Source organism: Cupriavidus gilardii (genome assembly GCF_017598945.1).
GTDB classification, from domain to species: domain Bacteria; phylum Pseudomonadota; class Gammaproteobacteria; order Burkholderiales; family Burkholderiaceae; genus Cupriavidus; species Cupriavidus gilardii_E.
In genome coordinates, this window is record NZ_JAGFTW010000058.1 from 208,183 (window position 1) to 223,329 (window position 15,147).

Here is a 15,147-nt window from a genome sequence, read left to right on the forward strand (position 1 = left end):
GCACGTTCGGCGGCGCACCGGCTACGATGCGCCCGAAGCGACCGCGTCAGGATGGACGGCCACCGCCTCCACCTCGACCAGCACGCCATAGTGCAGCGCCGGCACGGGCACCACCGCCCGGGCCGGCCGCGCGTCGCCGAGCACCTGACGATAGACCGCGTCGAAGGCGGGCCAATGCTCGACACCGGCGAGGTAGACGGTGACCTTCAGCACGTCTCGCCAAGCGCAGCCGCCCGCCGCCAGCGCGGCCTCGACGTTGCGCAGCGCCAGCGCGGCCTGGTCCGCCAGCGGCAGATCGGCGCACGGCTCGCCGTGCGCGTTCAGCGGCAGCTGCCCCGATACGTAGACGAGGCCCAGTCCCGTGGCGACGTGCGAGTAATGGCCGCGCGGCGTCGCCAGCGTGGGGACGTCGGGATAGGCAACGCCAGTGTCGGCGGTATTCCTGCTACCTTGATGCTTGTTCGTCATCGCGTTCACCATCCACCAAAACGGGTCCACCGCGCTTCAACGTCGATGCCGCCCGCCACCACGGTGTAGCTGCCGTGCTGCGCCGCAGTCGCGCAGGCGTGATTCGGCAGGATGCGCAACAGCGTGCCGACCGGCAGCATCGGCGTCGCGGCCGGATCGGTGCGATGGCTGACGATGCCGTGTTCCTGGTTGGCATCGACCATCAACAGATCGGCCAGCGGCTTGCCGTCGATATCGCAGACCAGGCCATAGCCCTGGTCGACCGGCTGCTTCGCGGTACCGCGATCGCGCGACATCGCCATCCAGCCCGCATCGGTGATCAGCCAGCCCTTGTCGCGCTGATGGCCGATGACGGTGCACAGCACCGACAGCGCGATGTCCGAGGTCTCGCAGACGCCGAGGCCGTTCATCACCAGATCGAAGAACACGAACACCCCGGCCCGCACCTCGGTCACGCCATCGAGCGAACGCGCGAAGTGCGCGGTCGGCGTGCTGCCGACGCTGACCACCGGCGCCGCATGCCCCGCCGCGCGCAGACGCTGCGCGGCCCGTACCGCGCCGGCGCGCTCCTGTTCGGCCAGCGCCGCGATGGCTTCCACCGAACGGCAGTTGTACGAATCGCCCGCGTGAGTCAGCACGCCGGCGAGCCAGGCGCCCTTCCCTTCGTCGCGCGGCAGCTCTGCGGAAATCTCCAGCAGCATCGGGTCCTCCGGCTTGACACCGGAGCGGTGACCGTCGGTATCGATCTCGATCAACACCGGGACGCCGAGCGCGCGCTCGCGGCAGTAGGCGGCGACCGCGCGGGCCGCCTCGACGTTGTCGAGCAGCAGCGTCATCCGCGCGCCGCGCCGCACCAGGTCTTCGACATGCGGCAGCTTCGACGGCACGATGCCGACCGCATAGAGGATGTCGGTCCAGCCGTGCCCGAGAAAGTAGTCGGCCTCCTTCAGCGTCGACACCGTGATCGGCGTGCCCGATGCGCCGATGCGCGCCGTGACCTCGGCCGACTTGTTGGTCTTCACATGCGGGCGCAGCGCGACGCCGGAGGGCGAGAGCCGTTCGCGCAGCCGCGCGATATTGCGCTCCATCTTCGTGCGGTCGAGCAGCAGCACCGGCGTTTCTAGTTCATGCAGTGTCATGGGTTTCCTTGCTTTCATCCTGTGCACCTCGTGGTCGGGGCGTCCCGCGCTCAATCTAGCCGCACCTTGTTGGCTTCGAGAATGGGCCGCAGCCGCCTGGTCTCGCTGTCGACCAGGCGCGCCAGATTGGCCGGCGTGTTGTCGGCGCGAGCGGGGAATTCGACGCCGACCTCGCGCATCTGCCGGATCAGCGCCGGCTCGGCCAGCGCGTCGTTGATTGCCTGGTTCAGCCTCGCCACCACCGCGGGCGGCGTTCCCCTGGGCGCGAACAGGGCATTCCACGAGCGGAAGTCGATACGGGTCTTGCCGCCGGCCTGCGCGGTGGCAAGCTTCGGCAGCGCGGACAAGGGCTCGCGCGTCAGCACGGCCACCGCCCGTACCCGTCCGCCCGCCACCTGCGCCAGCGACGTCGTGGTCTGATCGCAGGTGAAATCGGTCTCGCCGCCCATCAGCCCGGCCATCGCCGGCGCCACGCCCTTGTACGGCACATGCATGACCTCGACCTTCAGGTCGCCGAGCAGCATCAGACAGGCCAGATGCGCGATCGATCCCACGCCCGCGCTGCCGTACGACATGGTGGCCTGGTGCGCGCGCAGATAGTCGGCGAACTGGTTGAAGTCGTTGACCGGCAGGTCGCGCTTGACCAGCAGCAGCACCGGTGCCGAGCCGACCAGTCCCAGCGGCTCGAAATCCTTGCGCGCGTCGTATAGCGGCTTGCGGTACAGGATCATGTTGGCCGCATGCGTGCCGATGGTGCCGAAGCCGATCGTGTAGCCGTCGGCTGGCGCGCGTGCGAGCTTCTGCATGCCGATCGATCCACCGGCGCCGCCGACGTTCTCGACGACGATGGACGTGCCGAGCCGCGGCGCCATCCTGGCGGCGACCGCGCGCGCCAGCGCATCGCTGGGCCCGCCCGCGGGGAACGGCATGATCAGCGTGATCGGCTTGCTGGGCCAGTTCGGCGTCTGCGCCGAAGCCGGCACGGAAAGAGCGCCGAGCGCGCTCGCCAGCAGCGCCGCGACGATGGTGAATTTCATGATGTCTTCTCCTGATCGGCCGGCTCAGCGTTGCGCCGGCGACTTGATGCGCGGGGCCGCGGCGAGCTCCAGCACCGGCAGGATGCTGGGGCCCTGCTGCAACGGCGCCGGTGCGCCTTCCGGCAGCGCCAGTCCCACGCGGTTATGCCAGTAGGTATCGAGCCCCACGGCCGAGGTGCCGAACAGGTCGAAGCCCGAGCCCGCGACGAACAGCGTATTGGCGGGTTCGGCGCCGAGCTCCTGAAGGGCCATGCGATACGGCCGCGGATCGGGCTTGTAGAAGCCGGCGCGCTCGGAGGTCACCACCACGTCCATCGGCACATTGAGGCGTTCGGCCGCCAGCCGGCCCAGGCGCTCCGAGCAGTTGGTCACGACGCCAAGCCGGTGCGTCGCGCGCAGGCTGTCGAGCAGGTGCGCGGCGCCGCTCCACAGCGACAGTTCGCCCCAGCGCTCGTCCAGCGCATCGGCCATCGAAGCGGGCAGCCCGGTCTCGACCGCGGCCTCGCGCACCAGCGTCTCGTACGGACGATAGGCGCCGCATGCATAGGTGCGTTTCAAATAGGCGGCGCGCCATGCGCGGCCCGGCGCTTCGCCGCCCGCCACGCTGTTCCACAGCGTCCAGGAATCGAGCAGCGCGGTCAGCAGATCGAACAGCACGACATCGTATTGGCGCGCCGGGGTTGGTAGGCTTGTCATGGCGTGGCTCCGGTTGGAATCGATGCCACAGTGTAGGTGTCGCCCGCCCGCCGGTGGTTAATGGAATAGAATTTCTTGATTCACCCACCGGTTAAGAATGATGAAGCTGAACATCGACGACCTGCGCTTCATCCTGGCGCTGGACCGGCTCGGCAGCCTGGCCGCGCTGGCGCGCGAGGAGAACGTGACGCCGCCGGCCGTGACCAAGCGGCTCAGCCAGCTCGAAGCACGCCTGGGCCTCCGGCTCGCGCTGCGCACCACGCGCCGGCTGCAGCTGACGCACGAGGGCCATCTGCTGGCGCAGCACGCCACCGGCGTGCTCGAACAGATGCAGGCCATCGAGGAGGCCCTGCAGCAGCGCAGCCAGGCGGTGGCCGGCAAGCTGAAGGTCCATGGGCCGTTCGGCTTCGGGCGCCGCTACCTCGGTCCGCTGCTGGCGCAGTTCCAGGCCGCCCATCCCAATCTCGAGGTGCAGCTGTACCTGTCGGACAACCTGATGCTGCCGCGCCAGCCGGTGCACGGGCGCGATGCCTTCGACGTGGTGGTCAGCATCGGTGCGATACCGGATTCGCGCTGGGTCGCGCACCGCATCGCACCGAACCGCCGCATCCTGTGCGCGGCGCCCGAGTACCTGGCCAAGGCGCCGCCGCTGCTGCGTCCCGCCGATCTGGCGCGGCACGCCTGCCTGGTGCTCAGGGAGAACGACGAGGACGTGACGTTATGGCGCTTCGCCGGCCGCGACGGCATCAGGGACACACGCCGGGACGCGCGCAAGGGCAGCGGAAAGAGCGCCGGCGGCAGCGATGCACGCGAACACACGGTACGCGTGCGCCCGATCATGGAGAGCAACGACGGCGACGTCGTCCATCAGTGGTGTCTGGCCGGCAAGGGCGTCATGGCGCGATCGGAATGGGATGTCGCCGACAGCCTGGCATCGGGACGTCTGGTCGCGCTGCTGCCGGGCTACACGCTGCCTGACGCCGACGTGATGGCGCTGGTGCCCCAATCGCGTGTGGCGTCGATGCGCACGCGCCTGTTCGTCGAGATGTTGCGCAAGGCGTTCGGACCGAGGCCGCCGTGGCGACGCGCCGACGGGCGGAAGTAGTCGACAGCAAGGACGTCAGTCGACGCTCTGATGCGCAATGACATGCAGGCGCATCACGCCGCCGTCGAAGTACTGTCCGTCGAAGCGGCGCACCAATCCGAACGCGGTAAAGAGATCGACATCGAGATCCACCCAGGCCCAGGGCCGTTCCGGGTCGCCGTCGCGCATCACCTCCACCGAACGCACCGGGGCATAGGGCGCGAACTTGTCGCGCAACCGCTGTTCGGTGATATCGCGATGAAGGCCGCGAATCAGCACCTGCATGTCGATCTCCTGTGGCGCCGCCCGGCCGGCATGCCCGTCGCCGCAGCGGTGTACGGTATGCGCCGGACCCCAAGACCACTATAGGACGTCCGCGCGCAATCGGCCCGCGTCGGTCGATGCGGTTCGCTTGCCTTGGCGCAGCCGCGCGGCTTCTCCTTGATCTGGCGCAAAGGCGATGACCGCTGCGCTCGACAATGGCGACGACGCGGGCCGATAATCGTGTCCATCGTGCCGGCGGCCCCGCACGGCCGCGCCGCTGCACTTACCACGGGACACGGCAATGACCGATTTGCACAGCAACGCGTCTTCCCCGCCCTCTCCTTCCGGCGCCTCTGCCGGCCCGGCACCCGCCGCGAGCCCGGCCATCGCAAGCCAGGCGAAGAAGCGCCCGCCCTGGGGACTGTTCGTCGCGGTACTGGTGCTGATCGGCGTGCTGTTGCTGCCGACGCCCGCCGACCTCCCGCTCGCCGGACACCGGATGCTGGCCATCCTCGCCTTCGCGGTGGTGGTGTGGATCAGCGAGGCGGTGTCGTACGAAACCAGCGCGATCATGATCACGTCGCTGATGGCCGCGCTGATCGGTTTCGCGCCCATGGTCGACGACCCCAACACCCTCTACGGCACCTCGCGCGCGCTCGGCATGGCGCTGGCCGGCTTTGCCAATACCGCGCTGGCGCTGGTCGCCGCGGCGCTGTTCATCTCCGCGGCGATGACTGTCACCGGGCTGGACCGCCGCATCGCGCTGGTCACGCTGTCCGCCATCGGCACCAGCACGCGGCGCATCCTGATCGGCACCATCGCGGTCACCATCGCGCTGTCGCTGGTGGTCCCGAGCGCCACCGCGCGCAGCGCCTGCGTGGTACCGATCATGATGGGGATCATCGCGGCCTTCGGCGTCGACAGGCGCTCCAATATCGCGGCCGGCATCATGATCACGGTGGCGCAGGCGACCAGCATCTGGAACGTCGGCATCCAGACCGCCGCCGCGCAGAACCTGCTGGCGGTCGGCTTCATGGACAAGCTGCTGGGCGAACGTGTTACCTGGCTGCAGTGGATGATCGCGGGCGCACCATGGGCGCTGGCGATGTCGGTGGTGCTGTATCTGCTGGTGCGTTGGCTGCTGCCGCCCGAAACCGAAGCGATCCCCGGCGGCAAGGAGGCGGTGCAGCGCGAGCTGATGGCGCAGGGCCCGATGAGCGGGCCGCAAAAGCGCCTCGCCGCGGTCTCGGTCGGCCTGCTGCTGGCGTGGGCCACCGAAGGCAAGCTGCACAGCTTCGACACCGCCTCGGTGACCTTCGTCGGCCTCGTGATCCTGATGCTGCCGCGCGTCGGCGTGATGGACTGGAAGACCATGCAGCAACGCACGCCCTGGGGCACGCTGATCGTCTTCGGCGTCGGCATCAGTCTCGGTACCGCGCTGCTGACCACGCAGGCGGGCCAATGGCTCGGCAAGTTCGTGGTGGCGAATTCCGGCCTGGCGACGCAGGGACCGATCGCCGTGTTCGCGATCCTTGCCGCCTTCCTGATCGTGATCCACCTGGGCTTTGCCAGCGCCACGGCGCTGACGGCGGCGATGCTGCCGATCCTGATCTCGGTGCTGCAGACGCTGCCGGGCGACATCGACAAGGTCGGCATCACGATGCTGCTCGGCTTCACCATGAGCTTCGGCTTCATCCTGCCGATCAACGCGCCGCAGAACATGGTGTGCCTGGGCACCGATACCTTCAACGGCCGCCAGTTCGCGTGCATCGGTATCCCGGTCACGCTGGTCGGCTACGCCATGATGCTGCTGTTCGCGGCGACGTATTGGCGCTGGCTCGGCTGGATCTGAGGACGAACCCTGAGGACCATCGCCTCGCAACAACAAGGAGTCCGACATGAAGATCACCCTGCAGGACGCGCATCGCCTGGCGCGGGACATTCTGGTGGCGCTGAAGGTGCCGGACGACATCGCCGACGATGTGGCCGAACATCTGGTCGAATCGGACCGCTGCGGCTATGTCAGCCACGGCCTGTCGATGCTGCCGCAGTATCGCGCCTCGGTCGAGGGCGGCAGCGTCAATCCGGAAGGCCGCGCGACCTGCGCGATGGACCGTGGCACGCTGATGGTGTTCGACGGCAACCGCGGCTTCGGCCAGCATGTCGGCAAGCGCGTGATGCAGGCCGCCATCGAACGCACGCGCGAGCATGGCCATTGCATCTTCACGCTGCGGCACTCGCATCATCTCGGCCGCATGGGCTATTACGGCGAGATGGCGGCGCAGGCACGGATGGTGCTGCTCAGCTTCACCAACGTCATCAACCGGCCGCCCGCGGTGGCGCCCTACGGCGGCAGGGTCGCCCGGCTGACCACCAATCCGCTGTGTTTCGCCGGCCCGATGCCCAATGGCCGTCCGCCGCTGGTGATGGACATCGCCACCAGCGCGATCGCGATCAACAAGGCGCGTGTGCTGGCCGAGAAGGATGAGCCCGCCCCGGAGCGCAGCGTCATCGACGCCAATGGCGAGCCCACAACGGACGCTGGCGCGATCTTCGCCGATCCTCCTGGCGCCCTGCTGCCCTTCGGCGGTCACAAGGGCTACGCGCTCGGCGTGGTGGCCGAACTGCTGGCCGGCGTGCTGTCGGGCGGCGGCACCATCCAGCCGGACAATCCGCGCGGCGGCGTGGCGACCAACAACATGTTCGCGGTGCTGATCGATCCGCAGCTGGACCTGGGCCTGCAGTGGCAGAGCGCCGAGGTCGAATCGTTCATCCGCTATCTGCAGGACACGCCGCCCGCGCCGGGATTCGATCGCGTGCAGTACCCCGGCGAGTACGAGGCCGAACATCGCGCCCGCACCGGCGACGAACTCGACGTGAATCCGGCGATCTGGCGCAATCTCGCCAAGGTGGCCGGGGACCTGGGGGTGGCGCTACCCGGCCAGTAAAGCCGGCCGCGCCGCGGCGAATCGCTGCGGCGATGCAGGCTCAGATCGCGCCGACGCCCTTCAGCGCGGCAATCTCTTCGGCCGCAAAACCCCAATCGCGCAGCACGGCCTCGGTGTCGGCACCGGGCGGCGATGCGGGCGTCGGTTTGGCCGTCGCCGTGCGGGAGAAGCGCGGCGCCGGCGCGGGGTGTGTCACGCCATCGACGTCGATAAAGGTCTCGCGGGCGCGGTTGTGCGCGTGGACCGGGGCTTCGTCCCAGTCCAGCACCGGGGCAAAGCACGCATCGCTGCCCTCCATCAACGCGCACCACTCGTCGCGCGTGCGGGTCTTGAACACCTCGGCGAGCCGTTGTTTCAGCAGCGGCCAGTCGCGCGGTTCGCCCTGCGTGGCAAGGGCCGGATCCTCGATGCCGCACAGCTCGACCAGCTTGCGATAGAACTGCGGCTCGAGCGCGCCGATCGCGACATACTTGCCGTCGGCGCAGGCATAGGTGCCGTAGTACGGCGCGCCGCCGTCGAGCAGGTTCTCGCCGCGCCGGTTGCTCCAGCGGCCGGCCGCCTTGAAGCCATACATCATGGCCGACAGCAGCGCCGCGCCATCGGTCATCGCGGCATCGACCACCTGCCCCTTGCCGCTGCGCTGGCTCTCCAGCACCGCGCAGACCACGCCGAAGGCCAGCATCATGGCGCCGCCGCCGAAGTCGCCGATATAGTTCAGCGGCACGACGGGCGGCGCATCGGGAAGACCGATCGCATGCAGCGCCCCGGTGATCGCGATGTAGTTGATGTCGTGGCCTGCCGCATGCGCGAGCGGTCCGTGCTGGCCCCATCCGGTCATGCGGCCGTAGACCAGGCGTGCGTTGCGGGCCAGGCAGATATCGGGGCCGAGCCCCAGCCGTTCCATCACGCCGGGACGAAAGCCTTCGATCAGCACGTCGGCCTGTTCGATCAGGCGCAGCACCGCGTCGGTCGCGCCCGGCTGCTTCAGGTCGATCGCCAGCGAACGCCGGCCGCGCGCGGTCAGGTCGAAGCGGACGTCCCTGGGCAACACCCCGTCGCCGCGATGGGGCCGATCGATGCGAATCACCTCGGCGCCCATATCGGCCAGCATCATCGCGCAGAACGGTCCCGGCCCGAGGCCGACCATCTCCACCACCTTCAGTCCTTGCAGCGGACCCGCCATGCCTGTCTCCCGTTGTCGTGGTATCGTCGGCGCCAAGTTACCACGGCACGCCGGCCGGTGCGACCGCGCGCCGATTCGGCTGCCGCCCGCCTCATCGACGACAGAACGACGACAGACGACGACAGAACGACGAGAGAAGACCATGAACGTCAGCGAAGCCATTGCCACGCGCCGCTCGATCCGCGGCTTTCTCGACAAACCGGTGCCGCCCGCGCTGATCCGCGACATCGTCGAGAAGGCGGCGCGGGCGCCGTCGGGCGGCAATCTGCAACCCTGGCACATCCAGGTGGTCGGCGGCGCGCCGCTGGACGAACTGAAGGCGATCATGCGGCAGCGCGTGGTGGACGAACCGAAGGGCGAACCGGCCGAATACCACATCTATCCGCCCGAACTGGTGTCGCCCTATCGCGAACGGCGCTTCCAGGTCGGCGAAGACCTGTACGGCCATCTCGGCATCCCGCGCGAGGACAAGGCCGCGCGGCGCCAGCAGTTCGCCCGCAATTTCCAGTTCTTCGGCGCGCCGCTGGCGCTGTTCTGCACGGTCGATCGCCGCATGGGCCCGCCGCAATGGTCGGACCTGGGCATGTATCTGCAGAACGTGATGCTGCTGTTGCGCGAGGCCGGGCTGGACAGCTGCCCGCAGGAATGCTGGGCGATGTATCCGGAGACGATGCGCCGCTTCCTCGGCACGCCGCCCGAACGCATGCTGTTCACCGGCATGGCGATCGGCTATGCCGATCCGGACGCGCCCGCCAATCGCCTGGTCGCGCAGCGCGCGGCGGTGGAGGAGTTTGCCGAATTCATCGGCATTTGAGCCTCTGCATTTACGCGAACTGCGCCGCCTGCCGCGCCGGCGCGTCCGCCTGCTCGCCGGCCCGCTCCCCCGCTTGCTCCCGCGCTTGCTCGCCCGCCAGCATGCGCCATAGCGCGTGCAAGGTCGGATTGGCGCTGTGCGCCGACCGGTAGGCGCAGATCTGCAGCGGGGAGCACCAGCTGTCGTCCCCGGCTGGCACCAGCGTGCCCGCCGCCAGCGCCTGCGCGACGGTGCTGTGCGGCAGCCATGCCACGCCGTGCCCTTCGCTGGCCATCTTCAGCAGGAGCATCGCCATATCGGCTTCGTAGCAGCGAACCAGGCGGCGATGGGCCTGCTTCTGTTCGAGAATCGACTCGACCACGCGGCCCAGCGTGGTGTTGGCGGTATAGGCGAGGAACGGCGTCGGGCTCGACGCCTTGCCATCCGGCTCGGCCAGCGAAAACACCGGCGCGCCGCGCGAGGTCGGCACCGACACCGGCATCAGCAGATCGCTGCCCACCGTCAGACTGTGAAAGCGCTCGCCGTCCAGCGACACCGGCACGCGCGGATGGTTGTAGCCCAGCATCAGATCGCAATGGCCCTCCGACAACGCCACCACCGCGTCCAGCACGTTGGCGGCCACCACGCGCGCATGGAAGGCGCCCGCACGCTGCCGGCACTGCTTGAGCCAGTCGGGCAGGAAGGTCAGCGACAAGGTATGGCCGGCGGCGATTTCGATCGCCTTGCCCGGCATCGTGGCCTCGCGCCGCAGCGCCGCGCGTGCTTCGAGCAGCCGCTCGCAGGCGTCGCGCGCGGTGGCGCAGAACGCCGCGCCGGCCCGCGTCAACGCCAGCGGATAGGTATTGCGGTCGACCAGCTCGGCCCCGGCCCATTCTTCGAGCGAGCGAATGCGGCGCGACAGCGCGGACTGGGTGATATGGCGCAATTCGGCGCCGCGCGAAAAGCTGCGCGTGCGTTCGAGCACGAGCAGGTCCTCGATCCACTTCAACTGCATGGTCGTCTTCCGTCGGATGCTTGCCGGCCTCGCACCGAGGCACGGCGGTGCGGCCGCCGGCGCCGTACTCCGCGGGAGATGCCCTATTCCGTTTCCGCATGGCGCCATGGCCGATCCGCATCCGCTGACGCACGGACCGTGCCTAGAATCGACCATTCCCATCAGCGCAGTCCGCGGCCCGGCCGTGGACGCAGCATGACAGGCGCCCGGAGCCGCGCGACAAGCGGACCGCGCCGGATTCGCCATCCCGGCCCCTCCCCGCCAACGTCGCCATGCCGGCGCGTTGCGGAGGCGGCCATCACGGAGTCGTCGAGATCATGGTCATGCAACTGCTTCACCCCGCGCGCACCGCCACGGCGCATGCGCGCACCATCCTGAACACTGCCCGGCGCAAGGCGCTGCAGCTCGCCGCCGTGGCAACGGCCGCCGCGATCGTCGCCCCCGCCGCGCTCGCCGAATACCCGGAACGTCCGATCCAGCTGGTGCTGTCGTTCCCGCCCGCCGGCGCCACCGACGTGCTCGCGCGCGCGGTCGGCCAGCGCCTGTCCCAGCAGCTGCAGCAGCCGGTGGTGGTCGAAAACCGGCCGGGCGCCGGCGGCGCGATCGGCCTGGCCTATGCCGCCAAGGCGGCGCCCGATGGCTACACGCTGTACCTGGCCGCCGTCAGCAATGCCGCGATCGCCGCGGCCACCTATTCGAGCCAGCCCGCCGACCTGGCCAAGGACTTTGTGCCGATCGCCGGTGTCGGCAACGTGCCGCACATCCTGGTGGTGCCCGCGGCGCTGCCGGTCAAGACCGTGCCGGAGCTGGTCAAGTACCTGCAAGGCGCGCCGGGCAAGTACAACTTCGCCTCGCAGGGCAACGGCACGCTGTCGCATCTGGAGTCCGAGCTGTTCCGGCTGCGCACCGGCGTCGATGTGGTGCACGTGCCGTACAAGGGGAGTTCGTTCGCGCTGCCCGATCTGATGGCCGGCCGCTCTGCGATGATGTTCGACAGCATTCCCTCCGCGTTGCCGCACGTCAGATCCGGCAAGCTGCGGCTGCTGGCGGTCGCTTCCGAGCGCCGCGTCGGCTCGCTGCCGGAGGCGCCGACCATGGCGGAGGCCGGCATCCGCGACTTCGGCGTCAACAATCTGTTCGGCCTGGTCGCGCCGAAGGGTACGCCGCCCGCCGTGGTGCAGAAGCTGGCCGCCGCCACCAAGGCCGCGCTGGCGATGCCCGACCTGGTGCAATCGCTCGAGGCGCAAGGCGTGCAGGTGCAATTCACGCCGAGCGACGCCTTCGGCCGCATGATCGGCGAGGAAATGCGGACCTGGAGCAAGGTCGCGCAAGCGGCCAAGGTCAGGATCGACTGACGCCCGAACGCTTGCCCACCCCCGGGGCGTCCGGGTAGGTCCCCGGCGCCCGCTCATCGGTCCTCTCTTCGCTTCCCATGACTTCCTTCCTGAACTTCCCATACCGCTCCCAGCGCGCGCCCGTGCTGGCCGACAACGTGGTGGCGACCTCGCAGCCGCTGGCCGCGGCCGCCGGACTGCGCATGCTGGCACGCGGCGGCAATGCCGTCGATGCCGCGCTTGCCACCGCGATCGCGCTGACCGTGGTCGAGCCCTGCATGAATGGCATCGGCGGCGACGCCTTTGCGCTGATCTGGGACGGCAACAAGCTGCACGGCCTGAACGCGTCGGGCCGCGCGCCCCGGGCGTGGACGCCCGAGTCGTTTTCCCGCTACGACGCCATGCCGTTCAAGGGCTGGGACAGCGTGACCGTGCCCGGCGTGGTATCCGGCTGGCGCACCGCCTGGGACAAGTTCGGCTCGTTGCCGTTCGAAGACCTGTTCGAGCCCGCGCTCGAGTACGCGCACAACGGCTTCGTGGTCTCGCCGACCGTGCACCGCCAATGGCAGTCCCAGATTCCGGTGCTGGAAAACCAGCCGGGCTTCGCCGAATCGTTCGCACCGCGCGGCCGCGCGCCGCTGCCGGGAGAGCGCTTCATTTGTCCCGGCCAGGCCGACACGCTCGAGCGCATTGCCCGCAGCGGCGGCGACGACTTCTATCACGGCGAACTGGCCGCGCGCATCGCCGCGCATGCGCGCGCCACCGGGGGCCGCATCGATGAAGCCGATCTCGCCGCCCATCAATCCGACTGGGTCGATCCGATCCAGATGCGCTACCGCGATCTGACGCTGCACGAGATCGGCCCGAACGGCCAGGGCATCGGTGCGCTGATGGCGCTGGGCATGCTCGACCAGTGGGACGTGGCGTCGGGCGGCGTCGATTCCGCGCGCACCATGCATCTGCAGATCGAAGCGATGAAACTGGCCTTCGCCGATCTGCACGCCTACGTGGCCGATGCCGACGCGATGCGGACGGTCACCGCGCGGGACCTGCTCGATCCCGGCTATCTGAGCGAGCGCGCTCGCGCGATCGATCCCGCCAAGGCCAACTATCCCGGCCCGGGCAAGCCGCACAGCGGCGGCACCGTCTATCTGACCGTGGCCGACCAGAGCGGCATGATGGTGTCGTTCATCCAGTCCAACTTCAAGGGCTTCGGCTCCGGCGTGGTGGTACCGGGGACCGGCATCGCGCTGCACAACCGCGGTTGGGGCTTCACGCTGCAGCCCGGACATCCGAACCAGGTCGCGCCCGGCAAACGCCCGTTCCATACGATCATCCCGGGCTTTCTAATGCGCGGGGGCGCGCCGCTGGCCGCGTTCGGCGTGATGGGCGGCTCGATGCAGGCGCAGGGGCACGTGCAGATGACGAGCCGGCTGGCGGACTTCCACCAGAACCCGCAAGTCGCCTGCGACGCGCCCCGCTGGCGCGTGATGGACGACAACGCGGGCGTCGCGGTGGAGGCCCACTGTCCGACGGAAACGGTGCAGGCACTGCGTGCGATGGGCCATCCGGTTCAGGTCGCACCGCCAGACAGCCTCGACTTCGGCGGCGCGCAGATGGCGATGCGGCTGCCGCAGGGGTATGCCGCGGCGTCGGATCATCGGAAAGACGGTTACCCGTTGGGATTCTAGGGCGCAGCGCAACGGGCCTGTCCACCGTCGGCAAGCGACCGGCGCTATGATGGCGCCATTCTCAACCTTCGGTTGCCGATCATGGACAAGGCCCGCGTCCTGACCCTCTTTATCGGCGTGGTGCGAGCCGGCAGCTTCCGGCGCGCCGCCGCGGACGCCGGCGTGACCCCGCAAGCGGTCAGCAAGGCCGTTCGCACGCTGGAAGCCGACCTTGGCGTCCGGCTGCTGCACCGGACCACGCGCAAGCTCAGCCTGACCACCGAAGGCGCGCGGCTGTTCGAACTGGCCGCGCCCGGCATGCGCCAGCTCGACGAGGCCATGGAGCAGATCCGCAGCAGCAAGAGCGAGGACGACGGGATGATCCGGCTGACGGCGCCGCCGTCGATCGGCAGCCGCGTGCTGGTGCCGCTGGTCCACGGCTTTCGCCAGCAATATCCGGGCATCGTCTTCGACGTGGTGCTGACCGACCTGTTCACCGATCTGGTCGAAGCGCGCATCGATGTCGGCTTTCGCGTCGGCACGAGCCCCGGCCAGAACCTGGTGGCGCGGCGACTGTGCGATGTGCCGCTGATCATCTGCGCGTCGCCCGAATACCTCGCAGAACACGGGGAGCCGGCCACGCCGGATGAGCTGCTGCAGCACCGGTGCACCGGGTTCCGCCGTCCCTCGACAGGCCGCATGGTGCCATGGGAACTGCAGGTGGACGGCAATCTGGTCTACCAGGAAGTGCCCGCGGTGGTCAGCTTCAACGACCTCGACAGCGAGGTCGAAGCCGTGCGGGCCGGCATGGGCATCGGTCAGCTGCTGGCCTACATGGTCCACGACGATCTGGTCGAAGGCAGGCTCAAGCCGATTCTGACCGACTACACCGTCAGCAAGGTCGGGCTATACATGTATTTCCCCCATCGCACGCAGATGCCCGCGCGTGTCCGGCGCTTCATCGACTTCGTGGTCGAGGCCAGCCGTGGCGCGGAGCAGTCGTTGTCCAGGCTGGTCGGGATCGAGTCCTAGGCATTCCCCGCCGATTGACAACCGTTGGTTGCCACTCAGACAGCATTCCTCACCCTAGTGCCACAGTCGCTGCCCATCTAGATTGGTCTCAACGGCGGCTGCATCGCGACACCCGCGGAAAACGGGAAGCGCGCCGCAGCCACCGTCCCCAAAGCGAAATCGAGACCCTTCTTCAGGAGCGACATCATGATGGCCCAATTCACCCGCATCCTCGTTCCCGCCGCCGTTTCGATGGTGGTCGGCCTTTCCCTGCAGAGCGCCAACGCCGCGTCGACCGGCGACGCACCGCCCAGCACGGCGGCACGCTCGCACGACGTGTTCACCGACGGCACGCGCCAGGGCCCGTTCAACCCCTACTCGGAAGGCGCGCGCACCGTCGACGGCGATCCGCGGGCGCGCGGCGCGGCGCTGACCCACGGTCCTTCCCTGGTCTGACGGCCGCACTGACCATTACGCAATCCATCGAACATAAATCGCTGAAAGG

Annotated in this window: 15 protein-coding genes; 8 read left to right on the plus strand and 7 right to left on the minus strand. The window is 68.9% G+C overall.

Annotated elements, in window-relative coordinates:
* Window positions 1-21: 21 nt before the first annotated feature.
* From J5T34_RS21895 to J5T34_RS21910, 4 genes are read right to left on the minus strand one after another with little or no spacing between them, the layout of a single operon-like run.
* Window positions 22-468, minus strand: coding sequence for a RidA family protein (locus tag J5T34_RS21895; RefSeq protein ID WP_208582985.1), 447 nt, complete (start codon window positions 466-468; stop codon window positions 22-24).
* A 5-nt stretch (window positions 469-473) separates the two neighbouring features.
* The gene (locus J5T34_RS21900) at window positions 474-1,607 is read right to left on the minus strand and encodes a DSD1 family PLP-dependent enzyme (RefSeq protein ID WP_244259143.1); all 1,134 of its coding nucleotides are present in this window, start codon (window positions 1,605-1,607) and stop codon (window positions 474-476) included.
* 50 nt (window positions 1,608-1,657) lie between these two features.
* On the minus strand, window positions 1,658-2,644 hold the full coding sequence (locus tag J5T34_RS21905) for a tripartite tricarboxylate transporter substrate-binding protein (protein ID WP_208582987.1): 987 nt from the start codon (window positions 2,642-2,644) through the stop codon (window positions 1,658-1,660).
* A 24-nt stretch (window positions 2,645-2,668) separates the two neighbouring features.
* Window positions 2,669-3,340 (minus strand): HAD family hydrolase, encoded by a 672-nt coding sequence (locus J5T34_RS21910; protein ID WP_208582988.1) that lies wholly within the window; start codon window positions 3,338-3,340, stop codon window positions 2,669-2,671.
* A gap of 97 nt (window positions 3,341-3,437) precedes the next feature.
* On the opposite strand from J5T34_RS21910, the gene J5T34_RS21915 reads away from it, so the two are divergent.
* Window positions 3,438-4,445 (plus strand): LysR family transcriptional regulator, encoded by a 1,008-nt coding sequence (locus J5T34_RS21915; RefSeq protein WP_244259144.1) that lies wholly within the window; start codon window positions 3,438-3,440, stop codon window positions 4,443-4,445.
* A gap of 15 nt (window positions 4,446-4,460) precedes the next feature.
* Here the strand turns inward: J5T34_RS21915 and J5T34_RS21920 are convergent, their stop codons facing one another.
* Window positions 4,461-4,709, minus strand: coding sequence for an RNA recognition motif domain-containing protein (locus J5T34_RS21920; protein ID WP_208582989.1), 249 nt, complete (start codon window positions 4,707-4,709; stop codon window positions 4,461-4,463).
* A 280-nt stretch (window positions 4,710-4,989) separates the two neighbouring features.
* Between J5T34_RS21920 and J5T34_RS21925 the strand changes: the two genes are divergently transcribed.
* Together J5T34_RS21925 and J5T34_RS21930 are read left to right on the plus strand one after the other, a co-directional pair.
* The gene (locus J5T34_RS21925) at window positions 4,990-6,540 is read left to right on the plus strand and encodes a DASS family sodium-coupled anion symporter (protein ID WP_208582990.1); all 1,551 of its coding nucleotides are present in this window, start codon (window positions 4,990-4,992) and stop codon (window positions 6,538-6,540) included.
* Between the two features lie 46 nt (window positions 6,541-6,586).
* Window positions 6,587-7,636 (plus strand): Ldh family oxidoreductase, encoded by a 1,050-nt coding sequence (locus J5T34_RS21930; protein WP_208582991.1) that lies wholly within the window; start codon window positions 6,587-6,589, stop codon window positions 7,634-7,636.
* Window positions 7,637-7,676: 40 nt separating this feature from the next.
* On the opposite strand, the gene J5T34_RS21935 is transcribed toward J5T34_RS21930, so the two are convergent.
* Window positions 7,677-8,819, minus strand: coding sequence for a CaiB/BaiF CoA transferase family protein (locus J5T34_RS21935; protein ID WP_208582992.1), 1,143 nt, complete (start codon window positions 8,817-8,819; stop codon window positions 7,677-7,679).
* Between the two features lie 142 nt (window positions 8,820-8,961).
* On the opposite strand from J5T34_RS21935, the gene J5T34_RS21940 reads away from it, so the two are divergent.
* A complete protein-coding gene (locus J5T34_RS21940; RefSeq protein ID WP_208582993.1) occupies window positions 8,962-9,633 on the plus strand; it encodes a nitroreductase in 672 nt (223 codons plus the stop codon).
* 10 nt (window positions 9,634-9,643) lie between these two features.
* Here the strand turns inward: J5T34_RS21940 and J5T34_RS21945 are convergent, their stop codons facing one another.
* Window positions 9,644-10,627 carry a LysR substrate-binding domain-containing protein gene (locus J5T34_RS21945; RefSeq protein ID WP_208582994.1) on the minus strand — a complete coding sequence of 328 codons (984 nt, stop codon included), beginning with the start codon at window positions 10,625-10,627 and terminating at the stop codon, window positions 9,644-9,646.
* Window positions 10,628-10,950: 323 nt separating this feature from the next.
* Here J5T34_RS21945 and J5T34_RS21950 point away from each other — a divergent pair, with 323 nt between their 5' ends.
* The 4 genes from J5T34_RS21950 (at window position 10,951) to J5T34_RS21965 (ending at window position 15,098) form a co-directional block, all read left to right on the plus strand.
* Complete coding sequence (locus tag J5T34_RS21950) at window positions 10,951-11,982, plus strand: Bug family tripartite tricarboxylate transporter substrate binding protein (protein WP_244259145.1); 1,032 nt, start codon at window positions 10,951-10,953, stop codon at window positions 11,980-11,982.
* A gap of 77 nt (window positions 11,983-12,059) precedes the next feature.
* Window positions 12,060-13,652 carry a gamma-glutamyltransferase family protein gene (locus J5T34_RS21955; RefSeq protein WP_208582996.1) on the plus strand — a complete coding sequence of 531 codons (1,593 nt, stop codon included), beginning with the start codon at window positions 12,060-12,062 and terminating at the stop codon, window positions 13,650-13,652.
* An 81-nt stretch (window positions 13,653-13,733) separates the two neighbouring features.
* Window positions 13,734-14,663 carry a LysR family transcriptional regulator gene (locus J5T34_RS21960; protein ID WP_208582997.1) on the plus strand — a complete coding sequence of 310 codons (930 nt, stop codon included), beginning with the start codon at window positions 13,734-13,736 and terminating at the stop codon, window positions 14,661-14,663.
* 186 nt (window positions 14,664-14,849) lie between these two features.
* A complete protein-coding gene (locus tag J5T34_RS21965) occupies window positions 14,850-15,098 on the plus strand; it encodes a hypothetical protein (protein WP_208582998.1) in 249 nt (82 codons plus the stop codon).
* Window positions 15,099-15,147: the final 49 nt, after the last annotated feature.

What these genes read in the sequence shown, in the direction of transcription:
- J5T34_RS21950 (WP_244259145.1), top strand. Translation starts at nt 10,951, where the DNA reads ATGCAACTGCTTCACCCCGCGCGCACCGCCACGGCGCATGCGCGCACC.
- J5T34_RS21940 (WP_208582993.1), top strand. Translation starts at nt 8,962, where the DNA reads ATGAACGTCAGCGAAGCCATTGCCACGCGCCGCTCGATCCGCGGCTTT.
- J5T34_RS21965 (WP_208582998.1), top strand. Translation starts at nt 14,850, where the DNA reads ATGATGGCCCAATTCACCCGCATCCTCGTTCCCGCCGCCGTTTCGATG.
- J5T34_RS21900 (WP_244259143.1), bottom strand. Translation starts at nt 1,607, where the DNA reads ATGACACTGCATGAACTAGAAACGCCGGTGCTGCTGCTCGACCGCACG.
- J5T34_RS21960 (WP_208582997.1), top strand. Translation starts at nt 13,734, where the DNA reads ATGGACAAGGCCCGCGTCCTGACCCTCTTTATCGGCGTGGTGCGAGCC.
- J5T34_RS21915 (WP_244259144.1), top strand. Translation starts at nt 3,438, where the DNA reads ATGATGAAGCTGAACATCGACGACCTGCGCTTCATCCTGGCGCTGGAC.
- J5T34_RS21895 (WP_208582985.1), bottom strand. Translation starts at nt 468, where the DNA reads ATGACGAACAAGCATCAAGGTAGCAGGAATACCGCCGACACTGGCGTT.
- J5T34_RS21905 (WP_208582987.1), bottom strand. Translation starts at nt 2,644, where the DNA reads ATGAAATTCACCATCGTCGCGGCGCTGCTGGCGAGCGCGCTCGGCGCT.
- J5T34_RS21910 (WP_208582988.1), bottom strand. Translation starts at nt 3,340, where the DNA reads ATGACAAGCCTACCAACCCCGGCGCGCCAATACGATGTCGTGCTGTTC.
- J5T34_RS21945 (WP_208582994.1), bottom strand. Translation starts at nt 10,627, where the DNA reads ATGCAGTTGAAGTGGATCGAGGACCTGCTCGTGCTCGAACGCACGCGC.
- J5T34_RS21925 (WP_208582990.1), top strand. Translation starts at nt 4,990, where the DNA reads ATGACCGATTTGCACAGCAACGCGTCTTCCCCGCCCTCTCCTTCCGGC.
- J5T34_RS21935 (WP_208582992.1), bottom strand. Translation starts at nt 8,819, where the DNA reads ATGGCGGGTCCGCTGCAAGGACTGAAGGTGGTGGAGATGGTCGGCCTC.
- J5T34_RS21920 (WP_208582989.1), bottom strand. Translation starts at nt 4,709, where the DNA reads ATGCAGGTGCTGATTCGCGGCCTTCATCGCGATATCACCGAACAGCGG.
- J5T34_RS21955 (WP_208582996.1), top strand. Translation starts at nt 12,060, where the DNA reads ATGACTTCCTTCCTGAACTTCCCATACCGCTCCCAGCGCGCGCCCGTG.
- J5T34_RS21930 (WP_208582991.1), top strand. Translation starts at nt 6,587, where the DNA reads ATGAAGATCACCCTGCAGGACGCGCATCGCCTGGCGCGGGACATTCTG.